At 65.5% G+C, this 13,996-nt stretch carries 12 protein-coding genes; 7 read left to right on the forward strand and 5 right to left on the reverse strand.

The features are described from left to right. Window positions 1-13 precede the first annotated feature (13 nt). The 5 genes from HAP47_RS39230 to HAP47_RS39250 all read left to right on the forward strand — a co-directional run bounded on the left by HAP47_RS39230 (window position 14) and on the right by HAP47_RS39250 (window position 5,319). Window positions 14-1,147 (forward strand): NADH:flavin oxidoreductase/NADH oxidase, encoded by a 1,134-nt coding sequence (locus tag HAP47_RS39230; RefSeq protein ID WP_173640181.1) that lies wholly within the window; start codon window positions 14-16, stop codon window positions 1,145-1,147. Between the two features lie 2 nt (window positions 1,148-1,149). Further along, window positions 1,150-2,001, forward strand: a complete 852-nt coding sequence (locus tag HAP47_RS39235; RefSeq protein WP_173640180.1) for an IclR family transcriptional regulator — start codon at window positions 1,150-1,152, stop codon at window positions 1,999-2,001. 230 nt (window positions 2,002-2,231) lie between these two features. Next, a complete protein-coding gene (locus HAP47_RS39240; RefSeq protein WP_173640179.1) occupies window positions 2,232-3,299 on the forward strand; it encodes an acyl-CoA dehydrogenase family protein in 1,068 nt (355 codons plus the stop codon). A gap of 18 nt (window positions 3,300-3,317) precedes the next feature. Further along, window positions 3,318-4,478, forward strand: a complete 1,161-nt coding sequence (locus HAP47_RS39245; protein WP_097671039.1) for an acyl-CoA dehydrogenase family protein — start codon at window positions 3,318-3,320, stop codon at window positions 4,476-4,478. Between the two features lie 40 nt (window positions 4,479-4,518). Next, window positions 4,519-5,319 carry an enoyl-CoA hydratase/isomerase family protein gene (locus HAP47_RS39250; RefSeq protein WP_173640178.1) on the forward strand — a complete coding sequence of 267 codons (801 nt, stop codon included), beginning with the start codon at window positions 4,519-4,521 and terminating at the stop codon, window positions 5,317-5,319. 160 nt (window positions 5,320-5,479) lie between these two features. On the opposite strand, the gene HAP47_RS39255 is transcribed toward HAP47_RS39250, so the two are convergent. The 4 genes from HAP47_RS39255 to HAP47_RS39270 all read right to left on the reverse strand — a co-directional run bounded on the left by HAP47_RS39255 (window position 5,480) and on the right by HAP47_RS39270 (window position 10,784). Then, window positions 5,480-7,591 carry an acetate--CoA ligase family protein gene (locus tag HAP47_RS39255; protein ID WP_173640177.1) on the reverse strand — a complete coding sequence of 704 codons (2,112 nt, stop codon included), beginning with the start codon at window positions 7,589-7,591 and terminating at the stop codon, window positions 5,480-5,482. Window positions 7,592-7,861: 270 nt separating this feature from the next. After that, entirely contained in the window at window positions 7,862-8,617 is a 756-nt protein-coding gene (locus tag HAP47_RS39260; RefSeq protein ID WP_173640739.1) for a hypothetical protein, read from the reverse strand. Window positions 8,618-8,632: 15 nt separating this feature from the next. Continuing rightward, window positions 8,633-9,427 carry an enoyl-CoA hydratase gene (locus HAP47_RS39265; protein WP_173640176.1) on the reverse strand — a complete coding sequence of 265 codons (795 nt, stop codon included), beginning with the start codon at window positions 9,425-9,427 and terminating at the stop codon, window positions 8,633-8,635. 151 nt (window positions 9,428-9,578) lie between these two features. Next, window positions 9,579-10,784, reverse strand: a complete 1,206-nt coding sequence (locus HAP47_RS39270) for an ABC transporter substrate-binding protein (RefSeq protein ID WP_173640175.1) — start codon at window positions 10,782-10,784, stop codon at window positions 9,579-9,581. A gap of 293 nt (window positions 10,785-11,077) precedes the next feature. Here HAP47_RS39270 and HAP47_RS39275 point away from each other — a divergent pair, with 293 nt between their 5' ends. Both HAP47_RS39275 and HAP47_RS39280 read left to right on the forward strand, forming a co-directional pair. Then, on the forward strand, window positions 11,078-11,821 hold the full coding sequence (locus tag HAP47_RS39275) for a thermonuclease family protein (RefSeq protein WP_173640174.1): 744 nt from the start codon (window positions 11,078-11,080) through the stop codon (window positions 11,819-11,821). 53 nt (window positions 11,822-11,874) lie between these two features. Further along, window positions 11,875-13,368, forward strand: coding sequence for a M48 family metalloprotease (locus tag HAP47_RS39280; protein WP_173640173.1), 1,494 nt, complete (start codon window positions 11,875-11,877; stop codon window positions 13,366-13,368). 179 nt (window positions 13,369-13,547) lie between these two features. Here HAP47_RS39280 and HAP47_RS39285 read toward each other — a convergent pair whose 3' ends face one another. Beyond that, window positions 13,548-13,949, reverse strand: coding sequence for a c-type cytochrome (locus HAP47_RS39285; RefSeq protein ID WP_173640172.1), 402 nt, complete (start codon window positions 13,947-13,949; stop codon window positions 13,548-13,550). Between the last annotated feature and the right edge of the window lie 47 nt (window positions 13,950-13,996).

A 13,996-nucleotide genomic window follows, 5' to 3' on the forward strand; every position in this document is an offset into this window, starting at 1 on the left:
GGCTGGACATCGCATGACCGAACTGCCGCTGCTCTTCACCCCGCTGCAACTCCGCGATCTCGAATTGAAGAACCGGATCATGGTCTCGCCGATGGCGACCTATTCGGCGCACGAGGGCCGCGCCACCGATTGGCACACCGCCCATATCGGCAAGCTCGCCGCCGGCGGCGCCGGTCTCGTGTTCGTCGAGCAGAGCTCGGTGAACGTCCAGGGACGCATCACCCATGGCTGCCTCGGCATCTGGGATGATACGCACATCGCGGACCACGCCGCCCTCGCCGCGCTGATCCACAGCTTCAACGCCAAGGCCGCGGTCCAGATCGCGCATGGCGGCCGGAAGGGCTCGTCGCAGCGGCCGTGGGAAGGCGGCAATCCGCTCGGCGAAGCCGACATCAAGGCCCGCGGTGAAGGCCCGTGGCAGATCGCGGCCTCGAGCGGCATTCCGTTCGACGACGGCTGGCCCGCACCACAGATGCTGACTTCAGAGCAGATCGATGCCCTGGTGGACGACTACCGCCAGGCGTTTCGCCGCGCCAGAGCCGCCGGTTACGACGTCATCGAGCTGCACTGCGCGCACGGCTACCTGATGCACTCATTCCTGTCGCCGCTCGCCAACAACCGCAACGACGAGTATGGCGGGTCGCGGGAAAATCGCATGCGCCTGCCGCTGCGGATCGCTGCGATCATGCGCGAGGAATGGCCGGATCACCTGCCGGCCTTTGTCCGCATCTCGTCGGTCGACGGCGTCGACATCGGCTGGTCGATCGAGGACTCGATCGCATTTGCCACCGAGCTGAAGGCGATCGGGATCGACATGGTAGACTGCTCCTCGGGCGGCATGAAGCTGCCGCGCGGCAATTCGCTGGTGTCGCGCACACCGGGTTTTCAGGTGCCGTTCGCCGAGCGCATCCAGAAGGAAGCGGGCATGCCGACGGTCGCGGTCGGGCTGATCCGCGAGCCGGACTACGCCGAAGCCATCTTGCGGGACGGCAAGGCGACGCTTATTGCGCTCGGCCGCGAACTGCTGTGGAATCCGAACTGGCCCGCGCAGACGGCACTCGCGCTCGGATGCGATCCCGAGTGGACAAGCTGGCCCGAGCAATATGGCTGGTGGCTGAAGCGGCGGGTGACACAGCAGGGACGATAGCGATGCCGGTGGCGAAGAAAGATGCAGCGAAAGCCGGCGCGGCCGCCGGCCCGCGGTCTTTCGACGGCCCCGATTTCCCCGGCGATACTTCGCGCGACCTGCCGAAGATGGACAATGCGGTCAAGTCGGCGCGGCGCGTGTTCGACGTGCTCGAATTCTTCGAGGAGCACCAGCGCGCAGCTTCCGCCATCGAGGTCGCCGCCGCGCTCAAATTCCCGCAGTCCAGCACCTCGGCGCTGATGCGGACGATGACGGCGTTCGGCTATCTGCATTACGACACCAGCCGCCGCACTTATATCCCGACGCCGCGGATCTCGATGCTGGGGCACTGGCTGAGCCCGGCGCTGTTCACGCGAGGGCGCCTGATCAATTTGATGAACGAGCTCTCTGAGAAAACCGGGGAGACCATCATGCTCGCCGTGCGCAACGGGCTCAGCGCGCAATATGTCCATATCATTCAGGCCAGATTGCCGATGCGGCTGTATGTCAAGGCCGGAACGCTGCGGCCGCTGGCGCGATCCGCATCGGGTTACGCGCTGCTGTCGGCCTATCCGGACAAGGAGGTACGCCGCCTGGTGCGCCTGATCAACGCCAACGAGCCGCGACCCGATCTGCAGATCGACATCAAGGCCTTGCTGCTGGAGCTGAAGAAGGTCCGTGCCAAGGGGCATGCCTTCTCGCTCGGCCTGGTGACGCCAGGCGCCGGCGCCGTTGCCATGAACCTGCCGCCATCAGCGGAGTCGAACGAGCCGCTGGTGCTGTGCGTGGCCGGACTCAACGACGCGCTGGTCACCCAGGAGGCCGAGTTCGCCGACCTCATGCGGAAGGCGATCGCGTTTCATCTGGCGGACTGAACGAATGTCTCCGGCCAGTTCACTCCCGCGCGTGGCATACAAATCGAGGCGGTCGAAAGTTCACTATGCGGAATTCATGCATCGGGTCCGGCTTCATGCCGTCCGCGCAAGTGGCCCTGCGGGCAACGCTTGTCACGGCTATGGCTTTTCCGCATCATTGAGCGCAAGACATCATCGCAAGCAGGGCCAGCCGGACGGCCAACCCCAAGCCAATCAACACGAGGAACGCTGTGGCGGAGAGTGAGAACATCGTCGCCGAGACCGCGGAAAAGATTTTCGCCGATCTCGCGGATGCCCAAACCATCAATCACGACAAGCACGGCGCATGGAAGGCGCCGCTGTGGCGGGCGCTGACCGAAGCCGGCCTGCCGCTGTCCTGGGTGCCAGATGATCTCGGCGGTTCCGGCGCCAGTCTCGCGGAAGGTTTCAGCGTCCTCAACGTCGCCGGGCGGCATGCGATCGCAGTTCCGCTGGCCGAAACAATGCTGGCCGGCTGGCTGCTGACGCAAGGCAAGATCACCTCCCCGGAAGGCGAGATGACCGTGCTGCCGGCAAGCCCGAAGGACCGCGTCACGGTTGGCGCCGACGGCTCGCTCTCCGGCCGCGCCCGCGGCGTACCGTTTGCCAAGGACGCAAAACATTTCGCGGTGCTGGCTGATGGCAATGGCGGCCTCTCGATCGCGCTGGTCGATGCCGCGAAGTGCCGGATCGAATCCGGCGTCGGACTTGGCGGCGATCACAACGACACCGTCACGCTCGACAAGGTGCAGCCGGTCACGACCCGGCCGGCGCCCAAGGGCTTTGACCAGACCACGCTGATGCTGATGGGCGGCGTGGTGCGGTCGCTGCAGATCGCAGGCGCCCTGGAATCGATGCTCGACATTTCCGTGCGCTATTCCAACGAGCGCGTCGCGTTCGAGAAGAAGATCTCCAAGTTCCAGGCGGTGCAGCACAACCTCGCCCGCCTCGCCGGCGAGTCCGCCGCGGCGCTGGCTGCCGCGACTTCGGCCGCCGACACCATCGCCAGCGCCAATTCATTCGACAATGACGCAGTGTTCCTCGAAGCCGCCTCGGCCAAGATCCGCTGCTCGGAAGCAGCCGAGAAGGGCAGCGGCATCGCACACCAGGTGCACGGCGCGATTGGCTTCACCATCGAGCACATCCTGCACCGCTATTCGCTGCGCGCCTTGGCGTGGCGCGACGATTTCGGCTCGGAGAGCTACTGGGCGGTCGAGCTCGGCAAACTCGTCGCCGAGCGTGGCGCCGATGAATTGTGGCCGCTGGTGGCTTCGCGCTGAGATCAGGACAGAGACATCATGACCGCAGCCCTTCGTTTCGATCCGATCCGCCTGCCGGAGAAATGCGAGCAGCTCCGCAAGGAAGTGCGCGCCTTCCTCGCCGAGGAAATCGCCGCCGGCACCTTCGATCCCTACGCGCCCAACCGCGAGGACAATGACGCGCCCGAATTCTCCCGCCGCGTCGGCGCCAAGGGCTGGCTCGGCATGACCTGGCCGAAGAAATATGGCGGTCAGGAACGCTCGTTCCTCGAGCGCTATGTGGTGACCGAGGAGATGCGGGTGGCGAACGCGCCGACCCGACGCTTCTTCGTCGCCGACCGCCAGAGCGGACCGGTGCTTCTGAAATACGCGCCCGAGCACATCAAGATGGATATCCTGCCGCGCATCTGCCGCGGCGAGGTCTGCTTCGCGATCGGCATGAGCGAGCCGAACTCCGGCTCCGACCTGTTCGCGGCGAAGACCCGCGCCACCAAGACCGACGGCGGCTATCTCATCAACGGCACCAAGATCTGGACCTCGTCGGCGCACATCGCCGACTACATGATCGCGATCTTCCGCACCTCGCCGCCGACCAAGGAAAACCGCCGCCACGGCCTGACCCAGTTCCTGGTCAAGATGAAGCAGCCGGGTATCCAAGTGAATCCGATCGGCCAGATCACCGGCCAGTTCGAGTTCAACGAGGTGGTGTTCACCGATTACTTCGTGCCCGACGATCACGTGCTGGGCGAGGTCGACGGCGCCTGGAAGCAGGCGACGTCCGAACTCGCCTATGAGCGCTCCGGTCCCGAGCGCTTCCTCGAAACGTACTACGTACTCACCGAGCTGGTGCGCGCGGTCGGCAAGAACCCGGACACCCGCAGTGCCGAAGGCATCGGCCGGCTGGTGGCGCAGGTGCACACCATGCGCCGCATGTCGGTGTCGGTCGCCGGCATGCTTCAGGCCGGCAAGGAGCCGGTGGTGGAGGCCTCCATCGTCAAGGACATCGGCACAGTGTGGGAGCAGCAGCTGCCGCATCGCGTCCGCGATCTCGCAGCGTTCGTCGAGGAGACCGCGACCAACCGCGAGACGCTGGAAAAGCAGCTCGATTTCGCCATCAAGACCGCGCCCAAGCTGACGATCCAGGGCGGCACCACCGAAGTGCTGCGCGGCATCATCGCCCGGGGCCTTGGTTTGCGCTAGCCGCGCGGGCTGGCCTGCACTAATTCAACGAGGACAGAACATGACAAAGTATACTGATATCGGCGTCGAAACCCACGGCCATGTCGGCCTGATCGAAATTCGCAAACCGCCGCTGAACTTCTTCGACGTCGCGCTGATCAATCAGATCGCCGACGCGCTGGAGGAGTTCGACAACAATATCGAGATCCGCGCCTCGGTGCTCGCGGCCCAAGGCAAGGCGTTCTGCGCCGGTGCCAATTTCGGCGACCCGGCCCGCCAGGAGCAGGAGGAGCGGTCCAAGAGCGATCCGGCCTCGAACCTACCGATCAACCATCTCTATGTTCAGGCGGTACGCATCTTCCGCAACAAGAAGCCGATCGTCGCGGCGATCCATGGAGCCGCGATCGGCGGTGGCCTTGGCCTTGCCGTCTCCGCTGACTTCCGCGTCGCCTGCCCCGAGGCGCGTTTCGCGGCGAATTTCACCAAGCTCGGCTTCCACCCGGGCTTCGGCCTGACCACCACGCTTCCCGAACTGATCGGCAAGAACAATGCGGAGCTGATGTTCTACACCAGCCGCCGCGTCACCGGCGAGGAAGCCTATCGCTGGGGTCTCGCCAACGTGCTGGTGCCGCAGGACCAGGTGCGGGCCGAGGCGATGAAGCTCGCGCAGGAGATCGCCGAATGCTCACCGCTCGGCCTGGTCTCGACCCGCGCCACGATGCGCGCCGGCCTCGCCGACCGCGTGCTCGCCGCAACCAACCATGAGCTGGCCGAGCAGACCAAACTGCGCGCCACCGAAGACTTCAAGGAAGGCGTCAAGGCCACCGCCGAACGCCGCGTGGCGAACTTCAAGGGGCGGTGAGGCCTCGCGCCGGTCTCTCCACGGGTCGTCCCGGCGAAAGCCGGGAGCCCATAACCACCGATGCGAGTGGCGAGACAAGCCGGCTCCCCTTGTGACCTTTCCGCGGGCCGCGGCGTATGGGTCCCGGGTCAAGCCCGGGACGACGTTGGGGAATATCTAGCTAGCCTTTCGGCACCACCAGCGCATCGACGATCGTCACGCCCTGCCCCTGCGGATGCACCAGCACCGGATTGACCTCGATCTCCGCGATCTCGCCTGCATGCTGCGCCGCCAGCCCTGAGATCTGCGAGATCAACCGCGCCAGCGCCGCGACATCAGCCTTTGGCGCACCGCGGAAGCCGTGCAGCAGCGGCGCGGCCCTCAGCGTCTGCAGCATCGTGGTCGCCTCAGCCGGGCTCACCGGCGCCGGACGGTAGACGACGTCCTTGAACAGCTCGGTCGTGATGCCGCCGAGTCCCACCATCACCATCGGCCCGAACGTGGCATCTAGCATGGTGCCGACGATGATCTCGACGCCCTTCTTCGCCATCGGCCCGACCAGCACGCCCTGGATCGCAGCATCCGGCCGCTGCTGCTGCACGCTCTCCAGCATGTCGCGATAAGCCGTGAACGCCGCGCCCTTGGCGGCGATGTTGACGCGGACGCCGCCGACCTCGCTCTTGTGCGCGATGTCAGGCGACTGGATCTTCATGACAAGCGGAAATCCGGCCCGCTCGATCGCCGCGTCGAGCCCGTCGCGATCGGTCACCAGCACCTCGTCCGGCAGCGCGATGCCGGCGGCGCGCAGCAGCGCCTTGCTGTCATGTTCGGACAACGTCTTCGTGAGATGCGCAGAGAGATCGCGCATCTGCGAGGCAGATGCCGCGATCTCGGGCGCGGGCTTGAAGCTGGCATAGTCCGCCAGCCGCCGCATCGCGACGCCGACATGGGTCAGCCCCGAGAGCACCACCACGCCCGACTTGGCCAGCTCCTGCCGCGCGAAGTGCGACGGCAGCGTGTAGGAATAGAACACCACCGGCTTGTTCTGCCTTGAGATCACCGGCTTCAGTTCGGCTTCCTTGAACGGCATCCGGGTCTCGCTCGACAGCGACAACACGACCAAGGTCGCATCGACCTCGTCGGAGGCGTCGAACAGCTCGATGCTCTTCTGCAGGCCGCCGGAGGAGACGCCCTGCGCGGTGACGTCGACCGGATTGCCCGCCGCGCTATAGGACGGCATCCATTGCTTGATCTGGCTCTGGATCGTAGCCGACAGCTCCGGCACACGCAGGCCCTGCATCGACACGGTATCGGCGCCCCAGATACCGGCGCCGCCGGACACCGTCAGCACCGCGACGCGGTCGCCCTTCGGCAGCGGATTGGTAGTCAATACGGCAGCAATCGTCACGGCCTCGTCGAGATCGTTGGAAACGATGAAGCCATACTTTGCAAACACCGCGTCATAGGCCGCGGACCAGCCGGCCATGCTCGCGGTGTGCGAGGCCGCCGCGCGTTCGCCGGCGCCGGAGCGGCCCACTTTGGTTACGATGACGGGCTTCCTGAGCTCTGCCGCGCGCTTCGCTGCAAGCAGGAACTTGTCGACGTCGCGGATGCCCTCGATGAACAGCAGGATCACGTCAGTCGAGGGATCCTGCACCATGTAGTCGAGGAATTCGCCGGCGCCGAGATCGCTCTCATTGCCGGCGCTCACGACATAGCTGAGCGCGACACCAAGCGCCTTGGCGCGGTGATAGATCGCAAAGCCGATGCCGCCGCTCTGCGCGACGATGCCGATCCGCCGCCGGCTCGCAGCCAAGGCAGGTGCATCCGGCTTGACGTCGACTGTCGGGCTGAAGGTCGCTGCGACCTTCTGCACCTGGCTGTAAAACCCTTCGGCGTTCGGACCACTGATCCGCATCCCCGTCCGCTTCGCCAGCGCCACGATCGCGTCCTGCATCGCTGCGCTGTCACCGCCCTCCTCGGCAAAGCCGGACGAGATAATGACCGCGTTCCTGACGCCGGCAGCCGCGCACTGCTCCAGCGCCGGCAGCACCGCGCGCGCCGGAATGACGATGACCGCAAGATCGATCGACGCGCCGACGTCGGCGATCGACTTGAAGCATTTCAGCCCGTCGATCTCGTCATAGTTCGGATTGATCGGATAGAGCGCACCCGGATAGCCGTTCTTGCGCAACATCGAGAGCAGCCGCCCGGGAATCTTCTCATGATCGCGCGAGGCGCCGATCAGCGCGATGCTCTTTGGGGCGAAGAAGGTTTCGAGCGGATGCGGCATGGGGCGTTCCATTGTTCTTGTTGTCAGCCACGATATTGGATAGCGGCCACTCGCTCAATCTTTCCCCGTCATCCTGAGGAGCGCGTAGCGCGTCTCGAAGGATGAACGGCCCGGTCGGTGGCCGTGCATCCTTCGAGGCTCGCTCCGCTCGCACCTCAGGATGACGGAACAATGAATGCGTAGCCCGGATGCAGCGGAGCGCAATCCGGGGGCGGTCCAACCGCGGACGGAGTGGCCCCGGATTTCGCTTCGCTGCATCCGGGCTACAGATCAGTCCGTCAGCTTGAACATCACGCCGCAAAGCTGGAACTCGTCGCCCTCAACCGCACAGCCTCTGGCTTTCGCGGCATCCAGCACCCTGGCCTTGTCGGCTACCTTAAAGGTCAAGCCGCTCATGATCTCGCTGTCGCCCTTGACGAAACGGAAGGTCGCGTTCGGCAGCTTCACCACGGCATCAGCAGCGGGAATGCCGACGATCTTCCCCCAATGCGCCGCCAACCCCTCGGGCTCCGGGCTCTGCATCTCGACCTCGGTCAGCGCCAGGGTCGTGTCCTTGCGGATCGACTTCTGCCAGTCCGGGCCGGCCGGTGGGTATGGCCCCAACGCGTCGTCGCTGCCGTCGGTGTGGTTGAACTCGATGAAGGCGGAGCGGCAGTCGCGCGGGTGCAGTTGCACGCCGTGGTAGGGCGCGTGCGTGATCACGTTGGCGGTGCGCACGCCGATCGCATTGGCTTTCGCGCCGCGCGCGTCGGGATCCTCGCAAGCGAAGATCGCCATATAGCCGCCGCGGCCGCCGGTCTTCTCGATGAAGCGGCCGGCCGCGGTGCCCGGACCCGGCTGGAACGGCGCAACCACCTCGAGGAGGATGGTATCGACCGGCAGCAGCGCGTTCTCGAGGCCGTATTTGGCGACGTTGCCGTCGCGGTAACAGACATCGAGGCCCATGATCGCGGAAATGTCCGCGATCACGGGCGCAAGCTGCGGCGCCACCAGGCAGATCTGCCGCAGCCGCATGTATTCGGCCATGGAATTGGTCACGGCTTATTGCCCCTGGAAGGTGGGCTTGCGCTTCTCGACGAACGCCTTGGCCGCTTCCTTGTGGTCGGTGGTCTCGCCCGCACGCGTATGATGGATCGCCTCGCCGTCGAAGCAGGCTTCGAGCGTCATGGTCTCGGCATTGTTGATGTTGCGCTTGATGTAGCCGAGCGCCACCGACGGCCCCTGCGCCAGCGAGCGCGCCAGCTCCAGCGCCTCGGCCTCGACGTCGGCATCGGGCACCACCTTGGAGACCATGCCGAGGTTGTAGGCTTCCTGCGCCGACAGCACCGGCGACATCATGTAGAGCTCGCGCGCCTTGGCGCTGCCGAGCATCTTGGTCAGGAAATAGGTGCCGCCATAGTCGCCGGAGAAGCCGACCTTGGCAAAGGCGGTGGTGATCTTGCAGGACGCGCTGGCGACGCGCAGATCGCAGGACAGCGCGATCGAGAGCCCGGCGCCGGCCGCAGCGCCGTCGAGCTGCGCCACCACCGGCTTCGGCATCTGGTGCAGGATACGCGAGACCTCCATGCCGCGGCGCAGGTTGGCCATCTTGGCCTCGAACGGCAGCGGCGCGCGGCCTTCGGCCATCGACTTGACGTCGCCGCCGACGCAGAAGGTGCCGCCGGCGCCCCGGATCAGCACCGCACGCACCTCGGCATCGTCCTGCGCACGCCGCGCCGCCTCGACCAGGCCGCGCGTCATGTCGGGATTGAGCGCATTGCGCCGATCCGGGCGGTTCATGGTGATGGTGAGCAGCCCCTTGTCGAGGGATTGGAGAACCATCTGATTATCGCTCATGGCATTTTGCCTTTCGTTGTTGTTGGTTACGCGCGAACTTTGTCCACACCGTCATAGCGAGCGGAGCGAAGCAATCCATTCTCCCACACGCGCGGTTAGATGGATTGCTTCGTCGCTATCGCTCCTCGCAATGACGGCATGGACGGCTTGCTCATTTCTTCACCAGCGGGCAGCGCGACTCCGACAGCGGCTGGAACGCCTGGTCGCCCGGCACGGTCGCGAGCAGCTTGTAGTCGTCCCAGCGGCCTTTCGACTCCGAAGGCTTCTTGACCTCGAACAGGTACATGTCGTGCACCATGCGGCCGTCTTCGCGAATCTTTCCGTTCTTGGCGAACATGTCGTTGATCGGAGTTTCCTTCATCACCTTCATGACGGCGGCCGCGTCCGTAGTGCCGGCGGCCTTCACCGCCTTCAGATAGTGCGTCACGGAGGAGTAGACGCCGGCCTGGGCCGAGGTCGGCACCCGCTTGGTGCGCTCCATGAAGCGCTTGGTGAAGGCGCGGGTGTCGTCATTGAGGTCCCAATAGAACGCTTCCGCGAGCAGCAGCCCCTGCGCGGTCTCGAGCCCGACGCTGTCGATATCGGTCACGAAAGCGAGCAGCGGCGAGATCTTCTGGCCGCCCTTGGTGATGCCGAACTCGGCGCCCTGCTTGATCGCGTTGATGGTGTCGCCGCCGGCATTGGCGAGCCCGATCACCTTGGCCTTGGAGGCCTGGGCCTGCAGCAGGAAGGAGGAGAAGTCCGAGGTATTGATCGGGTGCCGCACGCTGCCGAGCACCTTGCCGCCCGACTTCACCACGACATTGCTGGTGTCCTTTTCCAGGTCCTGGCCGAACGCATAGTCCGCGGTCAGGAAGAACCAGGTGTCGAGGCCGGATTTCACCGCGGCAAGGCCGGTCACATTGGCCTGCGCAAAAGTGTCGAACACGTAGTGCACGGTATAGGGGCCACAGGCCTCGTTGGAGAGGCGGATCGAGCCCGGGCCGTTGAACATGATGATCTTGCCGCGCGCCTTGGCGATCTCGCCGGCGGCGAGCGCAGTCGCGGACGCCGCGACGTCAAAGATCATGTCGACGCCCTGGTTGTCGATCATGTCGCGGGCGATATTGGCGGCAAGGTCGGCCTTGTTGAGATGGTCGCCGACCACGATCTCGACCTTGCGGCCGAGCACCGTGCCGCCGAAATCCTCCACCGCCATCTTGGCGGCGGTCTCGCTGCCCGAACCGGTGATGTCGGCATAGAGACTCGACATATCGAGGATGCCGCCGAGCTTCAGCGGAGGCTTGTCCTGCGCCAGCGACGCATTCGCCGAGATCGCAAACACACAGGCCAACACGCCGGCCAAAACCCGTCTCATTCAAACCCTCCCTTGAGATGCGGACCTCATTCCATCAGGTCCGTTTCGAGGGCCGGATCATGCCGCATGGCCCGCACTGCAGCAAGCCGCTGCGGCAGCAATCTGTTTTCCGCTAAGCGGAATGACGCGCCTGCGCCGGAGTTGGTCTCGCTTCGCTTGTGGCTCGGAGGCGATCTTTCCGTCAGACTGTCCTCGTTGGCGACCCCGCTCCGAACGGAGCGCGCCGAAATGACGAGTGCGGCATGACGCCTCTACGCGATAGAGCATGGCAACGCCGTCCGCGGGCGGTGGCGATGACGGCGTACGCGCTCGCGATCGTCGCGTGCATCGGACGTGCCGAAGCGGGTGGATGCAATTTCGAGATTCAGGGCGAAGGTCGCGTCGCCGCTGTGGTCGATGCGCGCAGCCTGCGGCTGGACGACGGCCGCGAGGTCAAGCTCGCCGGCATCGAGGTGGCGGACCGGGCGAAGGCCACCACAGTACTGTCGGCGCTGCTGGTCGGACGCGCGGTGACGCTGCGCGGACAGGACGACACGCCGGACCGCTACGGCCGGCAGCCGGCCTACGCATTCCTCGAAGGCAGCGAGCATCCCGTACAAAGCGAGTTGCTGCGCCAGGGCCTCGCGCTGGTGTCGTCCGAGATCGCCGACAGGGACTGTGTCAGTACGCTGATGGCGGCGGAGGCCGAGGCGCGGGCCGCCCGATCGGGAACCTGGGCCGAGGCCACGGTCATAAAAAACGCTGAAAGTCCGGACGATATTTTGGCCCGGATCGGGCGCTTTACCGTCGTCGAGGGCAGGGTTTTGTCCGTGCGTCAGGCGGGGGCGACGACCTACCTGAATTTCGGCCGAAACTGGACACGGGACTTTGCTCTGACTATTTCAAGGCGCATAGTCCCTGCGTTTGAGGCGGCCGGGCTTGTACCCAAGTCTCTGGAAAATCGTAGGATTCGAGTGCGAGGCTGGGTGGAAGCGCGACGTGGGCCGCGAATCGAATTGCTCCGGGTGGGGCAGATTGAAGTACTCGGCGGCAATTAGGGGCCCACAGGCCACGGCCTGGCCGATTACGGGACAATTTGTGGGTTTTTGACGTGATTGAGCGCGCTGGACGGCGTGAAGATGGAACTGGCCGCCGGCTTTCGGCTGCGCTGGCGCTCGTCTGCGCGGCCCTGACGCTGTCGGCCTGCGGCAATGTCGGCCGGTTCGAGCAGGTCGCGCCGACCGCGGCGGCGGCGCCGGTGAAGCCTAACCGCGTGGTGCAGCAGACGCCGAACAGCGAGCGCGAGCATGAGCGCATCCTGTCGTCCTATGGCGGCGCCTATGACGACCCGAAGCTCGAGGCGCTGATCGGCAAGACCGTCGACCGGCTGGTCGCCGCGTCCGAACGGCCCGACCAGGCCTACAAGGTCACGATCCTCAATTCCGGCGCGGTGAACGCCTTCGCGCTGCCGACCGGCCAGCTCTACGTCACGCGCGGCCTGATCGCGCTCGCCAGCGACACTTCCGAGCTTTCCTCGGTGCTGAGCCACGAGATGGCGCATGTGCTGGCCAAGCATGCCGCGATGCGCGAGGACCAGGCGCGCCAGGCGGCGGTGGTGACGCGCGTCGTCACCGACATGAGCACCGATCCCGATCTCACGGCGCTGGCGCTTGCCAAGACCAAGCTGACGTTGGCGAGCTTCTCGCGACAGCAGGAGTTCGAGGCCGACGGCATCGGCGTCGGGATCGCCGCGCGCGCGCATTTCGATCCCTACGGCGCGGCGCGCTTCCTGACCGCGATGGAGCGCAATGCCGCGCTCAAGATCGGCAAGACCGCGCTCGATCCGCGGGCGCAGGACTTCACCTCGTCGCATCCGGCAACGCCCGAGCGCATCGCCAATGCGCAGACCACCGCGCGGCAATACTCATCGCCCGAGAGCAACGAGCGCGACCGCGAGACCTATCTCGCCGCGGTCGACAACATCGTCTATGGCGAGGACCCCAGCGAAGGTTTTGTGCGCGGCCGCCGCTTCCTGCATCCCAAACTCGGCTTCACCTTCACCGCGCCCGACAATTTCACGCTCGACAACACCGCGCAGGCGGTGATCGGCGTCCGCGAGGGCGGCAGCCAGGCGATGCGCTTCGACGTGGTGCGGGTGCCGGCCGAGCAGTCGCTCGGCGACTATCTGAATTCCGGCTGGATGGAAGGCGTCGAGAAATCCTCGACCGAGGACCTCAACATCAACGGCTTTCCGGCGGCATCGGCCACCGCGCATGGCGACCAGTGGCAGTTCAAGGTCTACGCGCTGCGCTTCGGCAGCGACGTCTACCGTTTCATCTTCGCCGCCAAGCAGAAATCCACCGAGAGCGAACGCAACGCGCGCGAGACCGTCAACTCGTTCCGCCGCCTGACGCTCGACGAGATCCAGGCCGCGCGCCCGCTGCGCATTAAGGTGATCAACGTGCAGCCCGGCGACACCGTGGAATCGCTGTCGCACCGCATGGCCGGCGTCGATCATCCGGCCGAGCGCTTCCGCGTGCTCAACGGCCTCGACGCCCACGCCCAGGTGAAGCCGCGCGACCGCGTCAAGATCGTGGTGGATTGACGACGGGAAGCCGCCCCGCTCGCGCCTCACTACCGCCGTCGTCCCGGCGAAAGCCGGGACCCATAACCACGGGGCAGCGTTGTTCGAGCGCGCTGTGGCCCCAGCCGCTTCCAACAATCACCTATGGTGGTAATGGGTCCCGGCTTTCGCCGGGACGACGGGTGGAGAAGCTTGGCGCCCTACTTCGCCTTCTCCTTGAGGAAGGCGATGATGTCGGCGCGATCCTTCGGATCCTGAACCTCGTAGAACATCTTGGTGCCGGGAACCATCGCATCCGGACCGGTGAGCCATTTGTCGAGATTGGCCTCGGTCCATACGATCTTCGAGTTTTTCAACGCCGGCGAGTAATTGTAACCCGCGACCGAGCCGGCAAGGCGGCCCACCACCCCCTTGTGCATCGGACCGACGTCGTTCTTGTCGATCGAATGGCAGTCGCCGCAGCCCTGGTACAGCGTGGCGCCGCGCGCCGGATCACCCGCCGCGCGGGCGCTGTTGACGGCGAGCAAGATCGCAATCGCCGCCATCGCGGCGATCTTGGCGTGCCGCGGCGCGACGGCACCGACGATCGAACGAATGGTCATTCCCGGGGGTCTCCTGTTTGCCACCACAACAGGAGCAGCCAGGCTGC

The organism is Bradyrhizobium sp. 41S5 (assembly GCF_011516665.3).
GTDB lineage: Bacteria > Pseudomonadota > Alphaproteobacteria > Rhizobiales > Xanthobacteraceae > Bradyrhizobium > Bradyrhizobium quebecense.

What these genes read in the sequence shown, in the direction of transcription:
- HAP47_RS39235 (WP_173640180.1), top strand. Translation starts at nt 1,150, where the DNA reads ATGCCGGTGGCGAAGAAAGATGCAGCGAAAGCCGGCGCGGCCGCCGGC.
- HAP47_RS39270 (WP_173640175.1), bottom strand. Translation starts at nt 10,784, where the DNA reads ATGAGACGGGTTTTGGCCGGCGTGTTGGCCTGTGTGTTTGCGATCTCG.
- HAP47_RS39255 (WP_173640177.1), bottom strand. Translation starts at nt 7,591, where the DNA reads ATGCCGCATCCGCTCGAAACCTTCTTCGCCCCAAAGAGCATCGCGCTG.
- HAP47_RS39260 (WP_173640739.1), bottom strand. Translation starts at nt 8,617, where the DNA reads ATGGCCGAATACATGCGGCTGCGGCAGATCTGCCTGGTGGCGCCGCAG.
- HAP47_RS39230 (WP_173640181.1), top strand. Translation starts at nt 14, where the DNA reads ATGACCGAACTGCCGCTGCTCTTCACCCCGCTGCAACTCCGCGATCTC.
- HAP47_RS39245 (WP_097671039.1), top strand. Translation starts at nt 3,318, where the DNA reads ATGACCGCAGCCCTTCGTTTCGATCCGATCCGCCTGCCGGAGAAATGC.
- HAP47_RS39275 (WP_173640174.1), top strand. Translation starts at nt 11,078, where the DNA reads ATGACGGCGTACGCGCTCGCGATCGTCGCGTGCATCGGACGTGCCGAA.
- HAP47_RS39285 (WP_173640172.1), bottom strand. Translation starts at nt 13,949, where the DNA reads ATGACCATTCGTTCGATCGTCGGTGCCGTCGCGCCGCGGCACGCCAAG.
- HAP47_RS39250 (WP_173640178.1), top strand. Translation starts at nt 4,519, where the DNA reads ATGACAAAGTATACTGATATCGGCGTCGAAACCCACGGCCATGTCGGC.
- HAP47_RS39265 (WP_173640176.1), bottom strand. Translation starts at nt 9,427, where the DNA reads ATGAGCGATAATCAGATGGTTCTCCAATCCCTCGACAAGGGGCTGCTC.